The organism is Escherichia sp. MOD1-EC6098, from assembly GCF_002965865.1.
GTDB lineage: Bacteria > Pseudomonadota > Gammaproteobacteria > Enterobacterales > Enterobacteriaceae > Escherichia > Escherichia marmotae.
The window spans coordinates 205837-225629 of record NZ_PTSN01000004.1; the positions used below are offsets into that span (position 1 = coordinate 205837).

Sequence of the window (19793 nt, forward strand, 5' to 3'; positions counted from 1 at the left end):
GACAATAAGTGCCGGATGCGGCGTAAACGCCTTATCCGGCCTACGGTTCAATGCGATTCGTAGGTCGGATAAGATGCACAAGCATCGCATCCGACAATAAGTGCCGGATGCGGCGTAAAAGCCTTATCCGGCCTACGGTTCAATGTGATTTGTAGGTCGGATAAGATGCACAAGCATCGCATCCGACAATAAGTGCCGGATGCGGCGTAAACGCCTTATCCGGCCTACAGGTTCGATGCGATTCGTAGGTCGGATAAGATGCACAAGCATCGCATCCGACAATAAGTGCCGGATGCGGCGTAAACGCCTTATCCGGCCTACGGTTCAATGCGATTCGTAGGTCGGATAAGATGCGCAAGCATCGCATCCGACAATAAGTGCCGGATGCAGCGTAAACGCCTTATCCGGCCTACGGTTCAATGCGATTCGTAGGTCGGATAAGATGCGCAAGCATCGCATCCGACAATAAGTGCCGGATGCGGCGTAAACGCCTTATCCGGCCTACGGTTCAATGCGATTCGTAGGTCGGATAAGATGCGCAAGCATCCGACAATAAGTGCCGGATGCGGCGTAAACGCCTTATCCGGCCTACGGTTCAATGCGATTTGTAGGTCGGATAAGATGCACAAGCATCGCATCCGACAATAAGTGCCGGATGCGGCGTAAACGCCTTATCCGCCCTACAGGTTCGATGCGATTCGTAGGTCGGATAAGATGCGCAAGCATCGCATCCGACAATAAGTGCCGGATGCGGCGTAAACGCCTTATCCGCCCTACAGGTTCGATGCGATTCGTAGGTCGGATAAGATGCGCAAGCATCGCATCCGACAATAAGTGCCGGATGCGGCCTACATTCACATGACGCTTTTTACATCTGACGGTTTTTATTGAAGTTAATCAAACTCCCCGCCTTGATAATTTCGCGCTCTTCGGCAGTCAGGTTCTCCATATAGAGTGTAATTTCTGTTACCGGCACATCTTCATGGATCACGTAACCTTTGAACGTCGTACCGGGATTATCCAGCGCCGATTTAATGCCTGGAATATAAATGTAATCCCCCACGTCAAAGCTCGGCACTTCCACCATTTGCAGCGGTAACATCCCCCAGTTGATGACGTTAGAACGGTAACGTTTAGTCGCATATTCCTCAGCAATATTCGCCAGACCGCCAATTACACGCTGGCAGCTTGCCGCCTGTTCACGCGCAGAACCATCGCCTGGTTTGACCGCATAGACCATGCTGCCAATTTCAGTTTGCAGCGGATCAATATTTTCCTGACCAGCAATCTGCTTAATACGCGCAAACACCTCTGCCAGCTCGCTGATGTTCCCCGCCAGACGTTTATTTTCCAGCTCGGCAGTGGCTTTACTTCTGCCGACATAACCCGGATCGCGGCGTGACAAAGTAAACTCCGCCAGACCAATCGGATTTGAACGATACGAAGAGGTTTCACCGGAAGGAATCAATTCGTCGGTAGTGGTCACTTCGTCGAGGATCTTCGAACACACTTTAAGGACGATATTGTCAGTCAGCGCACCTAATTCTGGCCAGTCTTTGATGTTCGGCCCGTAGATCAGCGGTTGCTGAGTCGCCCCTTTCACAAAGCCCTGATAAACACGGTTTTTATACGGAGTTACATCGAAGGCGTACTCCGGCACGTTGCCCCAGCAGTCGAGTTCGCTGGCAGAAGTTAAGTACCCACCGTTTGCGGCAGTTGCGGCGATAGAACGAGCGTCCATCAACGCCACCGCTGACATTTGGCCATTGGCTGGCTTAGAGCCTTCACGGTTCGGGAAGTTACGCGTGGTGTGGCGAATACTCAAACCGTTGTTGATTGGCGTATCACCCGCGCCAAAACATGGGCCGCAGAATGCGGTTCTGATGATTGCGCCTGCGCCAATCAAATCCGCCACTACGCCTTTTTTGGCTAAATCCATAAACACCGGCTGTGATGACGGGTAAACCGCCAGCGAGAAAGTGTCGTTGCCACAAGATTGACCGCGCAGCGCATTTGCTGCGGCGATGACGTTTTCATAGTTACCGCCAGAGCAACCCGCAATAATCCCCTGCTGCACTTTCAGGCGACCATTTTCCACTTTATCCAGCAGCGAGAGTTTGGCTTTACCATGCGCTACGCGTTCGGACTCAATTTCAATCTCACGCAGAATGTCAGTCAGATTCTGGTTCAGCGTGTCAATTTCATAGACGTTGCTCGGATGGAATGGCAGCGCAATCATTGGCTTGATGGCGCTTAAATCAACGCTAATACAGCCGTCGTAATAAGCCATTGGCTGTGGATTAAGCTGGCTGTAATCCTCACCGCGACCGTGCAGCGCCAGCCAGTTATGCACTTCGTCATCAGTTTGCCAGACGGAGCTTAAACAGGTGGTTTCAGTGGTCATCACGTCAACGCTGTTACGGAAATCGGTAGAGAGAGCCGCAACACCCGGCCCCACGAACTCCATCACTTTGTTTTTGACATAACCGTTTTTGAACACCGCGCCGATAATCGCCAGCGCCACATCCTGCGGCCCGACATAGGGGGCTGGTTTGCCGGTCAGATGTACCGCTACTACGCCCGGATAGTCGATATCCCAGGTGTCGTTCAGCAGTTGCTTAACCAGCTCGCCGCCGCCTTCACCAACCGCCATCGTACCTAACGCACCGTAGCGGGTATGGCTGTCTGACCCGAGGATCATTTTTCCGCCGCCTGCCATCATCTCACGCATATATTGATGGATTACCGCAATGTGCGGAGGCACAAAAATACCGCCATAACGCTGAGCTGCCGATAAACCAAAAATATGGTCATCGCCATTAATAGTGCCACCCACTGCACACAATGAGTTATGGCAATTGGTCAGCACATACGGCAGCGGAAAACGCTCCATCCCGGAGGCTTTGGCGGTCTGAATAATCCCGACAAAGGTAATATCGTGTGAGGCCAATGAATCAAACTTAATTTTAAGTTTGTCCATATTTCCTGACGTATTATGGGAAGAGAGAATAGACCAGGAAATCGTGCCTTTTTTGGCTTCTTCTTTTTTTATTTCGCCAGTGAAATATTCTTCGGCAATTATTTCGTTATTACTGGCGAGAAACACGCCTTTTTCAGACAACTTGATCATCAGAGACTCCAGATATCTGCGCACCGTAAAGTGCGCAGAAAGATAATGAAGGGATATTTGAGAATATTTACAGCATGTTCCAGCCGATCAGCATATTCCACCACCATACACCGAGGGTGATATGTACCAGGAAAGTTAATATCGTCAGTACCGCACCGACCAACCACCAGGATTTAATATCGTTGTAACCCACGCCGAAGATGACCGGACCTGCCGCGCCGCCATAGTGAGTGACCATGCCGCCGTAGGAGTTGGAGAACAGCAGAGCCAACGCGGTTAACATTAACGGTGCACCGGAGACATTCGCCAGCATGGCAAATACCGGTAACATAGCTACGATATAGGCACTACCGGAAGCGAAGAAATAACGCACAATGATGCTAAGGAAAATAATCACGAAGAAGGCAACGTTACCGTGACCATCAAATGCCAGATTATTTTTAAAGACTTCGGCTAACCATTCAAAGAATTTTACTTTCGATAATAGTGAGCTTAAGCCGATAATACCGCCATACCAGATTAAGGTATTCCAGCCGCCTTTATTTTTAACCACGTCTTCCCAGGTCACAATACCCAGCAGCAGCATGGTCGCCATAACAACAATAGCCACGGTAGATTCATCAACCCCAAGAGTCTTACTGAAAATCCACCCCAGCAGCGCCAGCACAAATACACCGAGCAGCATTTTTTCGCGAATTTTCATCGGCCCCAGTTCAGAAAGACCCGCTTTGGCGATGGTTTTGTTATCCACTTTTTTGATTTCTGGTGGATACATGGTGTAAATCACCAGTGGAGTGACCAGCAGCATAATGATGCCAGGCAAACCGGCAGCCAGCGCCCACCCACCCCAGCTAATTTGCAGGTGCAGAATGTCGTTGATCATTTTCAGCGCCAGGATGTTCCCCGCCATTGCGGTAAAGAACATATAGCTGGTGGTTTTGGTGACCATGTAAATGGACATCATCAGGTAATGCCCAACACGACGCGGGCTTTTTTCCGGTTCAGAACCCAGAGCCACCGCCACGCTGTTGATAATCGGCAATACGATACCGCCAGCACGCGCGGTGTTAGACGGTGTTGCCGGAGCCAGTACCAGATCGAGGAATACGGTAACGTAACCCAGTCCCAGGGTAGTGCTACCAATTTTACCAATCAGCAGATAAGCGATACGTTTACCTAAGCCGGTGGTAACAAACGCGGCGCTTAAGGTGAACGCAGAGAATACCAGCCAGGTTGTACCGGAAGAGTATCCACTTAGTACGGCGGTGGTTTTGAACTCTCCACCAGATAAGTTACCCACCACCACCATCGAGGCAGCAACCGCAATTAACAGCACGACAGGTTCCGGGAAAGGCTTGATGACCAGCCCTACAATTGCTGCCAGATAAATACCAAAAAGCACCCACGCCAGTTCACTTAATCCTGCCGGGGCTGGCATAAAGCCAATAATACACGGGATCGCTAATATCAGAATTAGCTTCCATAATGATTTTTTATTCATTTAATATCCTGCACTTTCTGTATTATTAATACAGAATTCCTTTATTGATTGTCCTTATCACGACAAAGAAATTTTTCAGGGAAGATAAACTTCACCGGAAAATATTTTTCTGGTCGTCCGAATAACAGATGCACGTAACGTTGTGGCATCCTGACCTTCATTACTTAAATGAACGTCAAGCGCACCACTGGGGTGTTCAATATTGATATTGCCGTAACCCACTGAAGGAACAATTTGCCGGGTGACCGTGCCTTCCAGCGCACAGCTACTGGATATGGCAATAGCTCCGGTTATCGCCAGCGCGCGATGACAAGAATGCGGCATAAAATAACGTACATTAATCGCACCGCCTTTCTGCGCTGGGGAAATAAGCACGGGTTTAGGAATTACCATATTACTGACATCTCCTAACCCCATTGCTTTACCGGCTTGCAGACGGATAGATTCAACACGGGCTAATAATGCTTTATCAGCATCTAATTCCACAGGCAATTCATAGCCTGTTTTTCCAAGATATTCAGCAGGAATAATGACCACCGGCATGGCCATATCGATACAGGTCACCGGAACATCGTCAAAATAATCAATCGGTTTATCCGTCGGGAAAACTTTTCCAGTTTTCGTCCCTGCGGCATTCAGGAAAGTGAGCGCGACCGGTGCGGCAGTTCCTGGCACGCCGTCAATTCTGGCGCTACCTTCGTACTCGACGACACCATTTGGCGTTTGCACATCAGCTTCGATGAGTGTGTCAGTATTGACGTTGCGGATACGCACGCGAGTAACCGGTGACGTTGCAGTGATCAACCCATTTTCAATCGCGAATGCCCCAACGCCAGACAACATATTGCCGCAGTTAGGCGTAGTATCGACACGCTGCTCATGGACGATTACCTGTGCAAACAAATAATCGACATCAGCACGCGAATCGCTGGAACGGCTAATAATGGCGACTTTACTGGTCAGCGGATTACCGCCGCCGATACCGTCAATTTCCAGATCATTCCCGGAACCCATAATTGCCATCAATATTTTATCGCGCTGCGTTTGATCTTCGGGTAAATGTTCCGCTAACAGGAACGCCCCCCTCGAGGTTCCACCTCGCATCATCACGCAGGGTATTTTTTTCATAATAATGCCCTCAATTTAAAAACATAACTTATTGCGATATGGTCACATTAAGGGCAAAGCATCTCTAATGACTTTAGCTCAACGATTAATAACATTTTTTCATTAATTTAAGTAATTAAATTGCAGTTAAACTGTTTAACTGTAAATTACTAAAAAGCACAGGTTCCATTTTTCGGAGTAGTAATGAAGCATGAATTATCAAGTATGAAGGCGTTTGTCACGCTGGCAGAGTCCAGTTCATTTAACAACGCCGCTAAATTACTTAATATTACGCAACCTGCATTAACACGCAGAATAAAAAAGATGGAAGAGGATTTACATATCCAGCTCTTTGAGCGTACAACTCGCAAGGTTACTTTAACAAAAGCGGGGAAAATGCTGCTACCAGAGGCTCGGGGATTAATAAATAAATTTGATGAAACTATTTTTAATATTCGCGGCATGAATGCTCATCATCGAGGTATGGTGACATTAGCGTGTATTCCAACCGCGGTGTTCTATTTTTTACCGCTGGCGATCGGCAAATTTAATGAGCTATATCCCAATATTAAAGTGCGGATTCTGGAACAAGGCACGAATAATTGCATGGAGTCGGTGCTATGTAACGAGTCTGACTTTGGCATAAACATGAACAACATCACAAATTCATCCATTGATTTTACCCCACTGGTCAACGAGCCGTTCGTGCTGGCCTGTCGGCGTGACCATCCATTAGCCAAAAAGCAGCTAGTGGAATGGCAGGAACTGGCGGGTTACAAAATGATTGGTGTACGCTCCTCCAGCGGCAACCGACTGCTGATTGAGCAAAAACTGGCCGACAAGCCCTGGAAGCTGGACTGGTTTTACGAAGTGCGTCATCTTTCGACGTCATTAGGACTGGTTGAGGCGGGGTTGGGGATTTCGGCGCTTCCTGGTCTGGCAATGCCCCATGCGCCCTATTCTTCTATCATCGGTATTCCGCTGGTGGAACCGGTTATTCGTCGGACATTGGGGATTATTCGCCGCAAAGATGCCGTACTTTCTCCAGCGGCAGAACGCTTTTTTGCCTTACTGATTAATTTGTGGACTGACGATAAAGACAATTTGTGGACCAATATCGTCGAACGCCAGAGACATGCGTTACAGGAGATGAGTTAATACACCCGGCGCAATAGATTCAGCGCCGGGTAAGTCAACGGTTAGTGTGCGTTCACCACTACCCACATTGGCCCCTGTCCGACCGCATAGCGACCTTTTTCATGCAGCAGCCCCTGCTCACCGACAATTTCGTACACTGAGATGTGGTGAGATTTTTGTCCGGCAGCAATCAGGTACTTGCCGCTGTGATCGACGTTAAAGCCGCGCGGCTGGGTTTCAGTTGGCTGGAAGCCCTCTTTACTTAACACACTGCCATCTTCCGAGACGCTGAAGACGGTAATCAGGCTGGCGGTACGGTCACAAGCATATAAATGTCGACCATCCGGAGTGATATGAATATCAGCCGCCCAACGGGTGTCGGAAAAGTTTTCCGGCATCATATCCAGGGTCTGTACACATTCGATATTGCCGTGCGGATCTTTCAGTTCCCAGACATCAACTGAGCTGTTTAACTCATTGACACAATAAGCATATTGTTCGTTTGGATGGAACACCATATGACGTGGGCCGGCACCTTCGACGGTAGTCACTTCTGCCGGATCCTGCGCCACCAGATGACCGTCATCGCTGACCGTAAACAGGCAAATACGATCCTGCTTTAATGCCGGAACCCACAGCGTGCGGTTATCCGGCGAAATATTGGCGGAATGGCAGCCGTCCAGTCCCTCAACCACATCGACCACGCCCACTGGCAGGCCATCTTCCAGACGCGTTACGCTTACATTGCCCGCGTTGTAAGAGCCGACAAAAACAAATTGTCCCTGATGATCGGTGGAAATATGGGTCGGGCTACCCGGCAACGCCGACTCTGCGGCGAATGTCAGTGCGCCATCGTCTGGTGCAATGCGATACGCCAGTACGCGAAACTCCGGACGAACGCCAACATAGAGATAACGCTTATCCGGGCTGACCACCATCGGCTGCACCTGTCCCGGGACATCAACAACCTGTGTCAGCGTCAGTGCGCCTTCATGATCCAGGTTCCAGACGTGAATTTGCTGACTCTCAGGGCTGGCGATATAAACGGTTTGCTTCATGAATGCTCCTTTGCATTTAGCAACTGACTGTAACAGCTAAAATTAGTCGCTTTTGGCGGTGAATGCTGAATTAAAGCGCAGAATTTTGTCCGATAGTGGTATCGGTGTACCATTCACTTAGACGAAAATTCTTAACCTTAATCTGGAAAACGCCATGACCACACGCGTGATTGCTCTCGACTTAGACGGCACCTTATTGACCCCGAAAAAGACCCTACTTCCTTCATCAATAGAAGCACTTGCCCGCGCTCGCGAAGCTGGCTATCAATTGATTATCGTCACGGGTCGCCATCACGTCGCTATCCACCCTTTTTATCAGGCACTGGCGCTGGATACACCTGCTATTTGCTGTAATGGCACCTATTTGTATGATTATCATGCAAAAACTGTGTTGGAAGCTGACCCAATGCCCGTCAACAAGGCCTTGCAACTCATTGAGATGTTGAATGAACACCACATTCACGGTCTGATGTATGTGGATGATGCGATGGTTTATGAGCACCCGACCGGGCATGTTATTCGTACCTCTAACTGGGCACAGACACTGCCACCGGAACAACGTCCGACTTTTACCCAGGTCGCCTCACTGGCCGAGACGGCACAAGAAGTTAATGCGGTGTGGAAATTCGCTCTGACGCACGATGATCTGCCGCAATTGCAGCATTTTGGTAAACATGTTGAACACGAGTTGGGGTTGGAGTGTGAATGGTCCTGGCACGATCAGGTTGATATTGCGCGCGGCGGTAATAGTAAAGGCAAACGTCTGACGAAATGGATTGAAGCACAAGGCTGGTCAATGGAAAACGTGATTGCATTTGGCGATAACTTTAATGATATCAGTATGCTGGAAGCTGCTGGCACAGGTGTGGCAATGGGCAATGCTGATGACGCGGTAAAAGCTCGCGCCAACATTGTGATTGGTGACAATACCACTGACAGCATTGCCCAGTTCATTTATAGCCACCTGATTTAATCAGGCAGTTATCGACACACTTTTAATTTGCGCGTACAGCCACAGACCCGGTCTGATTGCCAGTTCGTCCCTGGCCCACGGGCTAATACGCGCCCACAGCGTTTTACCGCCGACTTCCAGTTCGACTTCCACCTGACCGTTATCGTCATAACTGTTGACCACTTTTGCGCGCAACACGTTGCGGATGCTGGTTTGCTGCGGTGGTTGTAAAACCAGAGAGACATCGGATGCCTGAATGCGAATCCGTAGCGCGGCTTGCAGTGGTTCGTCCAGCTTATTAACCCACAAATGCTGATCGCCCAGCGCCAGCGCGGTCATCGCATAATGCGGGTGATGCTCCAGTACCGTCACTTTCAGAATGCTGCTTTGTTGCTCTTTCGGCAGCCACGGATTCATCACGCTACTGCCCCAGACGTCTTCCAGTGCACCAAAGGCTTTCACCTGACCGTTTTCCAGCACCATAACCCGGTCTGCCAGATGGAGGATCTCATCCAGTGAATGGCTAACATAGAGCATTGGAATGTTGATTTCCCGCGTCAAACGTTGCAAATAAGGCAACAGTTCGCGTTTACGCGGAATATCCAGCGACGCCAGCGGTTCATCCAGTAACAGTAATTCCGGAGCCGTCAGCAAGGCCCGACCAATCGCCACGCGCTGTTTTTCGCCCCCGGAAAGACTGCCCGGTAAGCGGTCAAGCAAGGGTTCAATACCTAAAAGCGCCACCAGTTTGTCGAACTGATCGACCATGCTTTTCGCCATGCCATAGCGCAGATTGCCACGCACTTTGTAATGCGGAAACAGCCGCGCATCCTGAAAAACATAGCCAACGCGACGCTTTTCCGGCGTCAGGCAGATACCTTTTTCGGCATCATTTAATACCCGACCATTGAGGACAATTCGCCCTTTTTGCGGACGAGTCAGCCCACTGATAGCGTTAATTAGCGAGGTTTTTCCCGCACCGGAAACACCAAAGATAGCGGTGATGCCATTAGCTGGCAGCTTTTCATTAATGGTCAGGCAATGGTTGCCCAAAGTCTGGGAAAAATTCAATTCCAGCATGATTAACGCCCCGCCCGTTCACGACTGATTCTGGCCAGCCATTCCGAGATCAGCAGGGAGATCATCGCCAGCGCAATAGAGATAATACAAAGTCTTGCCGCGCCGCTTTCGCCGCCAGGAGTCTGGATCAGGGTATACATGGCAGAAGGAATGGTCCGCGTTTCGCCAGGAATGTTCGAAACAAAGGTGATGGTGGCGCCAAATTCACCGAGCGAACGTGCGAAAGCCAGTACCGTACCGACGATAATTCCCGGCAACGTCAGCGGTAAGGTAATAGTAAAGAAAACGCGCCAACGCCCGGCCCCCAGCGTTCTTGCGGCTTGTTCCAGTTTGACATCAACCCCTTCCAGCGCCAGACGAATCGCCCGCACCATCAGTGGAAAAGACATGACTGCGGCAGCGAGGACTGCGCCACGCCAGCTAAACGCGAAGGTAATGCCAAACCAGTCATACAGACGTTCACCGATAAATCCGCGCCGCCCCATCGAAACTAACAGCAAGTAACCGACGACCACTGGCGGTAACACCAGAGGTAGATGCAGTACACTGTCGAGCAGAGCTTTGCCCGGAAACGTGCAGCGCACCAGTAACCAGGCAAAAAAGATCCCAAACGGCAGGCTAAACAGCACAGCCAGGGAAGAAACTTTCAGGCTTAATAAAACTGCCTGCCATTCTGGATCGGTCAGTATCATTACTTAGTTGTAAATCCGTAACGTTTAAAGATTTCCGCTGCCTGCGGTCCCTTCAGATAATCGTAAAATGCTTTCACTGTCGCATTGTTATGCCCTTCCACGACAGCAACCGGATATTCCACTTTTTTATGCGAATCTTCCGGGAAGGTAGCAACCACTTTTACCCCTTTGCTGGCAACCGCGTCAGAACCGTAAACAATGCCCAGCGGTGCTTCATTGCGTTCAACCAGCGCCAGTGCCCCGCGAACATCTTCTGCCGGAGCCAGTTTCGGGGAGAGGGTATCCCATGCGCCCAGTTTTTGCAGAGCTTCTTTCGCATAAATGCCAGCCGGAACATGTTCCGGATCACCAACAGCCAGGCGACCGCCATTCAGTAAAGTGGTCCAGTTAGTTTTGCTATCGATGGTGAACTCTTTCTGCTCGCTGGTTTTCGGTGCTACAACGACCAGGCTATTGCCGAGCAATGTCTGACGCGTGGCGGTATCAATCCCTTTTTTATCAATTGCATAATCCATCCATTTCTGATCGGCAGAAATAAACAGATCCGCTGGTGCGCCCGCTTCAATCTGACGAGCTAAGGTAGAAGAAGAGGCAAAAGAAGAAACGACATCCACGCCCTTCTCTTTTTTATACTGTGTGGCGATATCCTGCATCGCGTTGGTCAGTGATGCTGCAGCAAAAACCGTGATTTTCCCTTCATCCGCCAACGCGTTGCCAGCAACGGTGAAAGAGAGCGCCGCCCCGGCAAACAGGTTTAACCATTTACGAGCCATTTGTAACCCCTTTATTTAACGTTATGTAGGCGTCAATATAACGGCAAGTTCAGAATTTTCCCAGCAGTTATTGTTAACCTTTGAGAGGTAGTTAGAAAAAATATCGGCAGGAAAAGCAGGAAGTTGAGGAAAAAGAAAATGCCCGACTGAGCGGGCATTCATGGAATCAATGATTTTGTCCGGGCTGGTCTTTTTTACCAACACCAGAAAAGATGTTGAATACTTCACCAAGACCGTAAATCAGACCCAGGATGATGGCCATCACGACAGGTACCATGATTACGGCGAATACCAGACTTTTTAATAACTCTAACATGGTCAACTCCAGATATAGTCCTGTCATTATTCTAACCGCTAAGCACAGAAAAGCACTCCCCTTTTGTGCGGTCAGCTTTGCGTGGCGCTCATTTTCCGTCACAATAAGACTTTTGCCAGGACATTGTTATGCAGGCCGAAATCCTTCTCACTCTTAAGCTTCAACAAAAGCTCTTTGCCGACCCACGCCGCATTTCGCTACTAAAGCACATCGCGCTTTCCGGTTCCATCAGCCAGGGGGCAAAAGATGCCGGTATCAGCTATAAAAGCGCCTGGGATGCCATTAACGAGATGAATCAGTTAAGTGAGCATACGCTGGTTGAGCGTGCAACGGGTGGAAAAGGCGGCGGCGGTGCGGTACTGACCCGCTATGGTCAGCGGCTGATTCAGCTTTACGATCTTCTCGCCCAGATCCAGCAAAAAGCCTTTGATGTGTTAAGTGACGATGACGCCCTGCCGCTGAACAGCCTGCTGGCAGCTATCTCACGTTTCTCACTGCAAACCAGCGCCCGTAACCAATGGTTCGGCACCATCACCGCACGCGATCATGATGACGTTCAACAACATGTTGATGTCTTACTGGCCGACGGCAAAACACGGTTAAAAGTCGCAATTACCGCGCAAAGTGGCGCGCGTCTGGGGCTGGATGAAGGCAAAGAAGTGTTGATTCTGCTGAAAGCGCCGTGGGTGAACATTACCCAGGATGACACGGTGGCCCAGGGTGCCGACAACCAATTACCGGGTATTATTAGTCATATTGAGCGCGGCGCGGAACAGTGCGAAGTATTAATGGCGTTACCAGACGGGCAAACCCTGTGCGCCACGGTGCCGGTAAATGAAGCCGCATCTCTTAAGCAAGGGCAAAATGTCACGGCTTACTTTAACGCCGACAGTGTGATTATCGCCACGCTGTGTTAAGCGTGTTGACAATTTGTTATGAAACACGTATCCCTGTCAGTAATCGCTGCACAAAATGGGATACAAAATGTCATCGTTGCAAATTTTGCAAGGCACGTTTCGTCTTAGCGACACAAAAACGCTGCAATTGCATCAGCTAAATTTAAACGCGGGTGATAGTTGGGCGTTTGTCGGTTCTAACGGTAGCGGGAAGTCGGCGCTGGCTCGCGCGCTGGCAGGTGAACTTCCGCTATTGAAAGGCGAACGGCAAAGCCAGTTTTCCCACATCACTCGTCTCTCCTTCGAGCAATTGCAAAAGCTCGTCAGCGATGAATGGCTGCGTAATAACACCGATATGCTCAGCCCTGGCGAAGATGACACCGGGCGCACCACGGCAGAGATCATTCTGGATGAAGTTAAGGATACTCAGCGTTGCGCTCAACTGGCGCAACAGTTCAGCATTACCGCTCTCCTCGACCGACGTTTTAAATATCTTTCTACTGGCGAAACGCGCAAAACCCTTTTGTGTCAGGCGCTGATGTCGGAGCCTGACTTGCTGATTTTAGATGAACCGTTCGATGGTCTTGATGTTGCCTCACGTCAGCAACTGGCAGAACTACTCGCTTCGTTACATCAGTCAGGGATTACTCTGGTATTGGTACTCAATCGCTTCGATGAGATCCCGGAATTTGTCCAGTTTGCCGGTGTGCTGGCGGATTGCACATTAACGGAAACTGGCGCTAAAGAGGAACTGCTCCGGCAGGCTCTCGTCGCCCAACTGGCACACAGTGAGCGGCTTGATGGCGTGCATCTACCAGAGCCGGATGAGCCTTCAGCACGTCACACCTTACCCGCCAGCGAACCACGAATTGTACTAAACAACGGCGTGGTTTCTTATAACGATCGCCCTATTCTTAACAACCTTAGCTGGCAGGTGAATCCTGGTGAACACTGGCAAATTGTCGGGCCAAATGGCGCGGGAAAATCGACGTTATTAAGCCTGATTACTGGCGATCATCCGCAAGGTTACAGCAACGATTTGACGCTTTTCGGACGGCGTCGCGGCAGCGGTGAAACCATCTGGGATATCAAAAAGCATATCGGTTACGTCAGCAGTAGTTTGCATCTGGATTACCGCGTCAGTACTACCGTGCGCAACGTGATCCTTTCTGGTTATTTTGATTCCATTGGCATTTATCAGGCCGTTTCAGATCGCCAGAAAAAACTGGTGCAACAGTGGCTGGATATTCTCGGCATTGATAAACGCACCGCTGACGCGCCCTTCCATAGTCTTTCCTGGGGACAGCAGCGTCTGGCGTTAATCGTGCGGGCGTTGGTGAAGCATCCTACATTGCTTATTCTCGATGAACCTTTACAAGGGCTTGACCCGCTGAATCGCCAGCTTATCCGCCGTTTTGTGGATATACTGATTAGCGAAGGTGAAACGCAGTTGTTGTTTGTTTCGCACCACGCTGAAGATGCACCAGCCTGTATTACCCATCGGCTGGAGTTCGTGCCGGATGGCGACCTCTATCGCTATGCGCTGACAAAAATAAGCTAAGTCTGTAATGCTGACTGTGCCGGATGCGGCGTAAACGCCTAATCCGGTCTACGGTTAGACACATCCAGGCATGAAAACACCTCTTTTTTCAGATAAAAGACGCAATCATTCACCAACTCTCTGTTTTATAATCGCTTAATCGCACATAAAAGATGGCTAAATTCTTGTGTAAACGATTCCACTAATTTATTCCATGTCACACTTTTCGCATCTTTGTTATGCTATGGTTATTTCATACCATAAGCCTGATGGAGCGAATTATGAGAGTTCTGGTTACCGGTGGTAGCGGTTACATTGGAAGTCATACCTGTGTGCAATTACTGCAAAACGGTCATGATGTCATCATTCTTGATAACCTCTGTAACAGTAAGCGCAGCGTACTGCCTGTTATCGAGCGTTTAGGCGGCAAACATCCGACATTTGTTGAAGGCGATATTCGCAACGAAGCGTTGATGACCGAGATCCTGCACGATCACGCTATCGATACCGTGATCCACTTCGCCGGGCTGAAAGCCGTTGGCGAGTCGGTACAAAAACCGCTGGAATATTACGATAACAACGTCAATGGCACCCTGCGTCTGATTAGCGCCATGCGCGCCGCGAACGTCAAAAACTTTATCTTCAGCTCCTCCGCCACCGTCTATGGCGATCAACCCAAAATTCCTTACGTTGAGAGCTTCCCGACCGGCACACCGCAAAGCCCTTACGGCAAAAGCAAGCTGATGGTGGAACAGATCCTTACCGACCTGCAAAAAGCCCAGCCGGACTGGAGCATTGCCCTGCTGCGCTACTTCAACCCGGTTGGTGCGCATCCGTCGGGCGATATGGGCGAAGATCCGCAAGGTATTCCGAATAACCTGATGCCATATATCGCCCAGGTTGCTGTAGGCCGTCGCGACTCTCTGGCTATTTTTGGTAACGATTATCCGACCGAAGATGGCACTGGTGTTCGCGATTACATCCACGTAATGGATCTGGCGGACGGTCACGTCGTGGCGATGGAAAAACTGGCGAACAAGCCAGGCGTACACATCTACAACCTCGGTGCAGGCGTAGGCAGCAGCGTGCTGGACGTGGTTAATGCCTTCAGTAAAGCCTGCGGCAAGCCGGTTAACTATCATTTTGCACCGCGCCGTGCGGGCGACCTCCCGGCCTACTGGGCGGATGCCAGCAAAGCCGACCGCGAACTGAACTGGCGCGTAACGCGCACACTCGATGAAATGGCGCAGGACACCTGGCACTGGCAGTCACGCCATCCACAGGGATATCCCGATTAAGGAACGACCATGACGCAATTTAATCCCGTTGATCATCCACATCGCCGCTATAACCCGCTCACCGGGCAATGGATTCTGGTTTCACCGCATCGCGCAAAGCGCCCCTGGCAGGGGGCGCAGGAAACGCCAGCTAAACAGGTGTTGCCTGCGCACGATCCTGATTGCTTCCTCTGCGCAGGTAATGTGCGGGTTACAGGCGATAAAAACCCCGATTACACCGGGACTTACGTTTTCACCAATGACTTTGCGGCATTGATGTCTGACACGCCAGATGCACCAGAAAGCAACGATCCGCTGATGCGTTGCCAGAGCGCACGTGGCACCAGCCGGGTGATCTGCTTTTCACCGGATCACAGTAAAACGCTGCCAGAGTTAAGCGTTGCCGCGTTGACGGAAATCGTCAAAACCTGGCAGGAACAAACCGCAGAGCTGGGAAAAACGTACCCGTGGGTGCAGGTGTTTGAAAACAAAGGGGCGGCAATGGGCTGCTCGAACCCGCATCCGCACGGACAGATTTGGGCAAATAGCTTCCTGCCTAACGAAGCTGAGCGCGAAGACCGCCTGCAAAAAGAATATTTCGCCCAACAGAAATCCCCCATGCTGGTGGATTATGTCCAGCGTGAACTGGCTGATGGTAGCCGTACCGTTGTTGAAACCGAACACTGGTTAGCCGTGGTGCCTTACTGGGCTGCCTGGCCGTTCGAAACGTTGCTGCTGCCCAAAGCCCATGTTCTGCGGATCACCGATTTGACCGACGCCCAGCGCAGCGATCTGGCACTGGCGTTGAAAAAGCTGACCAGTCGTTATGACAATCTTTTCCAGTGCTCCTTCCCTTACTCGATGGGCTGGCACGGTGCGCCGTTTAATGGCGAAGAGAACCAACACTGGCAGTTGCACGCGCACTTTTATCCACCTCTGTTACGCTCTGCCACCGTGCGTAAATTTATGGTCGGTTATGAAATGCTGGCAGAAACCCAGCGAGACCTGACAGCAGAACAGGCAGCAGAGCGTTTGCGTGCAGTCAGCGATATCCATTTTCGCGAATCCGGAGTGTAAGAAATGAGTCTGAAAGAAAAAACACAATCTCTGTTTGCCAACGCATTTGGCTACCCTGCCACTCATACCATTCAGGCGCCTGGCCGCGTGAATCTAATTGGTGAACACACCGACTACAACGATGGTTTTGTTCTGCCCTGCGCGATTGATTATCAAACGGTGATTAGCTGTGCGCCGCGTGATGATCGCAAAGTACGCGTTATGGCTGCCGATTATGAAAATCAGATTGACGAGTTTTCCCTTGATGCGCCCATTGTCGCGCATGACAGCTACCAATGGGCCAACTATGTCCGTGGCGTGGTGAAACATCTGCAACTGCGCAATAACAGCTTTGGTGGCGTGGACATGGTGATCAGCGGCAACGTGCCGCAGGGTGCCGGGTTAAGTTCTTCCGCTTCGCTGGAAGTCGCAGTCGGTACTGTATTGCAACAGCTTTACCATCTGCCGCTGGACGGCGCACAAATCGCGCTTAACGGTCAGGAAGCTGAAAACCAGTTTGTGGGCTGTAACTGCGGGATCATGGATCAGTTGATTTCCGCTCTGGGCAAGAAAGATCATGCATTATTGCTCGACTGCCGCTCACTGGGGACTAAAGCTGTTTCCATGCCGAAAGGTGTGGCGGTGGTGATTATCAACAGTAACTTCAAACGCACTCTGGTCGGCAGCGAATACAACACCCGCCGTGAACAGTGTGAAACCGGTGCGCGTTTCTTCCAGCAGCCAGCCCTGCGCGATGTCACCATTGAAGAGTTCAACGCCGTAGCGCATGAACTGGATCCGATCGTCGCAAAACGCGTGCGTCACGTTCTGACCGAAAACGTCCGTACCGTTGAAGCTGCCAGCGCGCTGGAGCAAGGCGACCTGAAACGTATGGGTGAGTTGATGGCGGAGTCTCATGCCTCTATGCGCGATGACTTCGAAATCACCGTACCGCAAATTGACACCCTGGTAGAAATCGTAAAAGCAGTGATTGGCGACAAAGGGGGCGTGCGCATGACCGGTGGTGGGTTTGGCGGCTGTATTGTTGCGCTGATCCCGGAAGAACTGGTGCCTGCAGTACAGCACGCTGTTGCTGAACAATATGAAGCAAAAACAGGCATTAAAGAGACTTTTTACGTGTGTAAACCATCACAAGGAGCAGGACAGTGCTGAATGAAACTCCCGCACTGGCACCCGATGGTCAGCCGTACCGACTGTTAACTTTGCGTAACAACGCAGGGATGGTAGTCACGCTGATGGACTGGGGTGCAACTTTACTTTCCGCCCGTATTCCGCTTTCCGATGGCAGCGTCCGCGAGGCGCTGCTCGGCTGTGCCAGCCCGGAATGCTATCAGGATCAGGCCGCATTTCTGGGGGCCTCTATTGGTCGCTATGCCAACCGTATCGCCAATAGCCGTTATACCTTTGACGACGAAACTGTCACGCTGTTGCCAAGTCAGGGTGTCAACCAGCTACACGGCGGCCCGGAAGGATTCGATAAACGTCGCTGGCAGATTGTAAATCAGAACGATCGTCAGGTGCTGTTTGCCCTGACTTCAGAAGATGGCGATCAGGGCTTTCCGGGTAATCTCGGCGCGACGGTGCAGTATCGTCTGACCGATGATAACCGTATCTCTATCACCTATCGCGCCACGGTTGATAAACCTTGCCCGGTGAATATGACTAACCACGTCTATTTCAACCTCGACGGTGAACAGTCTGACGTGCGTAATCACAAGCTGCAGATTCTGGCTGACGAATATCTGCCGGTAGATGAAAGCGGTATTCCGCACGACGGACTGAAATCTGTTGCCGGTACGTCTTTTGATTTCCGCAGCGCCAAAATCATCGCCAGTGAGTTTCTTGCCGACGAAGATCAGCGCAAAGTGAAAGGTTACGATCACGCGTTCTTGTTGCAGGCCAAAGGCGATGGCAAGAAAGTGGCAGCGCATGTCTGGTCAGCAGATGAGAAATTGCAGCTTAAGGTCTACACCACCGCTCCGGCTTTGCAATTTTACTCCGGCAACTTCCTTGGCGGCACACCCTCGCGGGGAACTGAACCTTACGCCGACTGGCAAGGTCTGGCGCTGGAAAGCGAGTTTTTGCCGGACAGCCCGAACCATCCTGAATGGCCGCAGCCGGACTGTTTCTTACGCCCAGGCGAAGAGTATTCCAGCCAGACGGAATATCAGTTTATTGCACAGTGACTTCAAGCCCTCAATATGAGGGCTTTCTCATCGTATCGTTCATCTTGCCAGCAAATGAATACATATTTGCAACTCAATATTCACAACAACCTTACACTGCGACACTATTTTCGCTATGGTTATGCGTAAGCATTGCTGTTGTTATCCCACGGCAATATAATGAGAATTATTATCATTAAATAATGATTTGAGGAGTAAGTATATGGCTGTAACTAAGCTGGTTCTGGTTCGTCATGGCGAAAGCCAGTGGAATAAAGAAAACCGTTTCACCGGTTGGTACGACGTGGATCTGTCTGAGAAAGGCGTAAGCGAAGCAAAAGCAGCAGGCAAGCTGCTGAAAGAGGAAGGTTACAGCTTTGACTTTGCTTACACCTCTGTGCTGAAGCGCGCTATCCATACTCTGTGGAATGTGCTGGACGAACTGGATCAGGCATGGCTGCCCGTTGAGAAATCCTGGAAACTGAACGAACGTCACTACGGTGCGTTGCAGGGTCTGAACAAAGCGGAAACCGCTGAAAAATATGGCGACGAGCAGGTGAAACAGTGGCGTCGTGGTTTTGCGGTAACTCCGCCGGAACTGACTAAAGATGATGAGCGTTATCCGGGCCACGATCCGCGTTACGCTAAACTGAGCGAAAAAGAGCTGCCGCTGACGGAAAGCCTGGCGCTGACCATTGACCGCGTGATCCCTTACTGGAATGAAACCATTCTGCCACGCATGAAGAGCGGTGAGCGCGTGATCATCGCGGCACATGGTAACTCCCTGCGTGCGCTGGTGAAATATCTCGATAACATGAGTGAAGAAGAGATCCTTGAGCTGAATATCCCGACTGGCGTACCGCTGGTGTATGAGTTTGACGAAAACTTCAAACCTCTGAAACGTTATTACCTGGGTAATGCTGACGAGATCGCGGCGAAAGCAGCGGCCGTTGCGAACCAGGGTAAAGCAAAGTAAGCGTAATCCGTTGAAAAAATGAGAAAGCCGACTGCAAGTGAGTCGGCTTTTTTTGTTTTTGCACAAGGCGTACGTAACTGACAACGGAGCACATTGCCTGATGCGACGCTACGCGT

Annotated in this window: 17 protein-coding genes; 9 read left to right on the top strand and 8 right to left on the bottom strand. The window is 50.5% G+C overall.

What is annotated here, in order from left to right; genetic code table 11:
* Window positions 1-868: 868 nt before the first annotated feature.
* From C0K55_RS06955 to C0K55_RS06965, 3 genes are all read right to left on the bottom strand, one after another.
* Complete coding sequence (locus C0K55_RS06955) at window positions 869-3130, bottom strand: hydratase (RefSeq protein ID WP_016248497.1); 2262 nt, start codon at window positions 3128-3130, stop codon at window positions 869-871.
* A gap of 67 nt (window positions 3131-3197) precedes the next feature.
* Window positions 3198-4631, bottom strand: a complete 1434-nt coding sequence (locus C0K55_RS06960) for an anion permease (protein WP_001036492.1) — start codon at window positions 4629-4631, stop codon at window positions 3198-3200.
* 75 nt (window positions 4632-4706) lie between these two features.
* Window positions 4707-5759, bottom strand: a complete 1053-nt coding sequence (locus tag C0K55_RS06965; protein ID WP_001516020.1) for a 4-oxalomesaconate tautomerase — start codon at window positions 5757-5759, stop codon at window positions 4707-4709.
* Between the two features lie 183 nt (window positions 5760-5942).
* Between C0K55_RS06965 and C0K55_RS06970 the strand changes: the two genes are divergently transcribed.
* The gene (locus tag C0K55_RS06970) at window positions 5943-6896 is read left to right on the top strand and encodes a LysR family transcriptional regulator (RefSeq protein ID WP_105266803.1); all 954 of its coding nucleotides are present in this window, start codon (window positions 5943-5945) and stop codon (window positions 6894-6896) included.
* A 41-nt stretch (window positions 6897-6937) separates the two neighbouring features.
* Here the strand turns inward: C0K55_RS06970 and pgl are convergent, their stop codons facing one another.
* Window positions 6938-7933, bottom strand: coding sequence for a 6-phosphogluconolactonase (pgl, locus tag C0K55_RS06975; RefSeq protein ID WP_016248496.1), 996 nt, complete (start codon window positions 7931-7933; stop codon window positions 6938-6940).
* Window positions 7934-8087: 154 nt separating this feature from the next.
* Between pgl and ybhA the strand changes: the two genes are divergently transcribed.
* Window positions 8088-8906, top strand: a complete 819-nt coding sequence (gene ybhA, locus C0K55_RS06980; RefSeq protein ID WP_000213424.1) for a bifunctional pyridoxal phosphate/fructose-1,6-bisphosphate phosphatase — start codon at window positions 8088-8090, stop codon at window positions 8904-8906.
* Here the strand turns inward: ybhA and modC are convergent, their stop codons facing one another.
* The 4 genes from modC to acrZ all read right to left on the bottom strand — a co-directional run bounded on the left by modC (window position 8907) and on the right by acrZ (window position 11746).
* The gene (modC, locus tag C0K55_RS06985) at window positions 8907-9965 is read right to left on the bottom strand and encodes a molybdenum ABC transporter ATP-binding protein ModC (RefSeq protein ID WP_000891658.1); all 1059 of its coding nucleotides are present in this window, start codon (window positions 9963-9965) and stop codon (window positions 8907-8909) included.
* A gap of 2 nt (window positions 9966-9967) precedes the next feature.
* Window positions 9968-10657 carry a molybdate ABC transporter permease subunit gene (gene modB / locus C0K55_RS06990; RefSeq protein WP_000604034.1) on the bottom strand — a complete coding sequence of 230 codons (690 nt, stop codon included), beginning with the start codon at window positions 10655-10657 and terminating at the stop codon, window positions 9968-9970.
* Window positions 10657-11430, bottom strand: a complete 774-nt coding sequence (gene modA / locus C0K55_RS06995; protein ID WP_001516017.1) for a molybdate ABC transporter substrate-binding protein — start codon at window positions 11428-11430, stop codon at window positions 10657-10659. The genes modB and modA overlap by 1 nt, the downstream gene beginning before the upstream one ends.
* Before the next feature lie 166 nt (window positions 11431-11596).
* Window positions 11597-11746, bottom strand: a complete 150-nt coding sequence (gene acrZ / locus C0K55_RS07005) for a multidrug efflux pump accessory protein AcrZ (protein ID WP_000891515.1) — start codon at window positions 11744-11746, stop codon at window positions 11597-11599.
* Between the two features lie 128 nt (window positions 11747-11874).
* On the opposite strand from acrZ, the gene modE reads away from it, so the two are divergent.
* From modE to gpmA, 7 genes are all read left to right on the top strand, one after another.
* A complete protein-coding gene (gene modE / locus C0K55_RS07010; protein ID WP_001147452.1) occupies window positions 11875-12663 on the top strand; it encodes a molybdenum-dependent transcriptional regulator in 789 nt (262 codons plus the stop codon).
* Window positions 12664-12730: 67 nt separating this feature from the next.
* Complete coding sequence (gene modF, locus C0K55_RS07015) at window positions 12731-14203, top strand: molybdate ABC transporter ATP-binding protein ModF (RefSeq protein WP_105266804.1); 1473 nt, start codon at window positions 12731-12733, stop codon at window positions 14201-14203.
* 260 nt (window positions 14204-14463) lie between these two features.
* Window positions 14464-15480 carry a UDP-glucose 4-epimerase GalE gene (gene galE, locus C0K55_RS07020; RefSeq protein ID WP_001265440.1) on the top strand — a complete coding sequence of 339 codons (1017 nt, stop codon included), beginning with the start codon at window positions 14464-14466 and terminating at the stop codon, window positions 15478-15480.
* A 9-nt stretch (window positions 15481-15489) separates the two neighbouring features.
* Window positions 15490-16536 carry a galactose-1-phosphate uridylyltransferase gene (gene galT, locus C0K55_RS07025; protein WP_000191515.1) on the top strand — a complete coding sequence of 349 codons (1047 nt, stop codon included), beginning with the start codon at window positions 15490-15492 and terminating at the stop codon, window positions 16534-16536.
* A gap of 3 nt (window positions 16537-16539) precedes the next feature.
* On the top strand, window positions 16540-17688 hold the full coding sequence (gene galK / locus C0K55_RS07030) for a galactokinase (RefSeq protein ID WP_061090937.1): 1149 nt from the start codon (window positions 16540-16542) through the stop codon (window positions 17686-17688).
* Window positions 17682-18722, top strand: coding sequence for a galactose-1-epimerase (galM, locus tag C0K55_RS07035; RefSeq protein WP_000931379.1), 1041 nt, complete (start codon window positions 17682-17684; stop codon window positions 18720-18722). Before galK ends, galM begins: the two co-directional genes overlap by 7 nt.
* Before the next feature lie 202 nt (window positions 18723-18924).
* Complete coding sequence (gene gpmA, locus C0K55_RS07040; RefSeq protein ID WP_001295305.1) at window positions 18925-19677, top strand: 2,3-diphosphoglycerate-dependent phosphoglycerate mutase; 753 nt, start codon at window positions 18925-18927, stop codon at window positions 19675-19677.
* Window positions 19678-19793 lie beyond the last annotated feature (116 nt).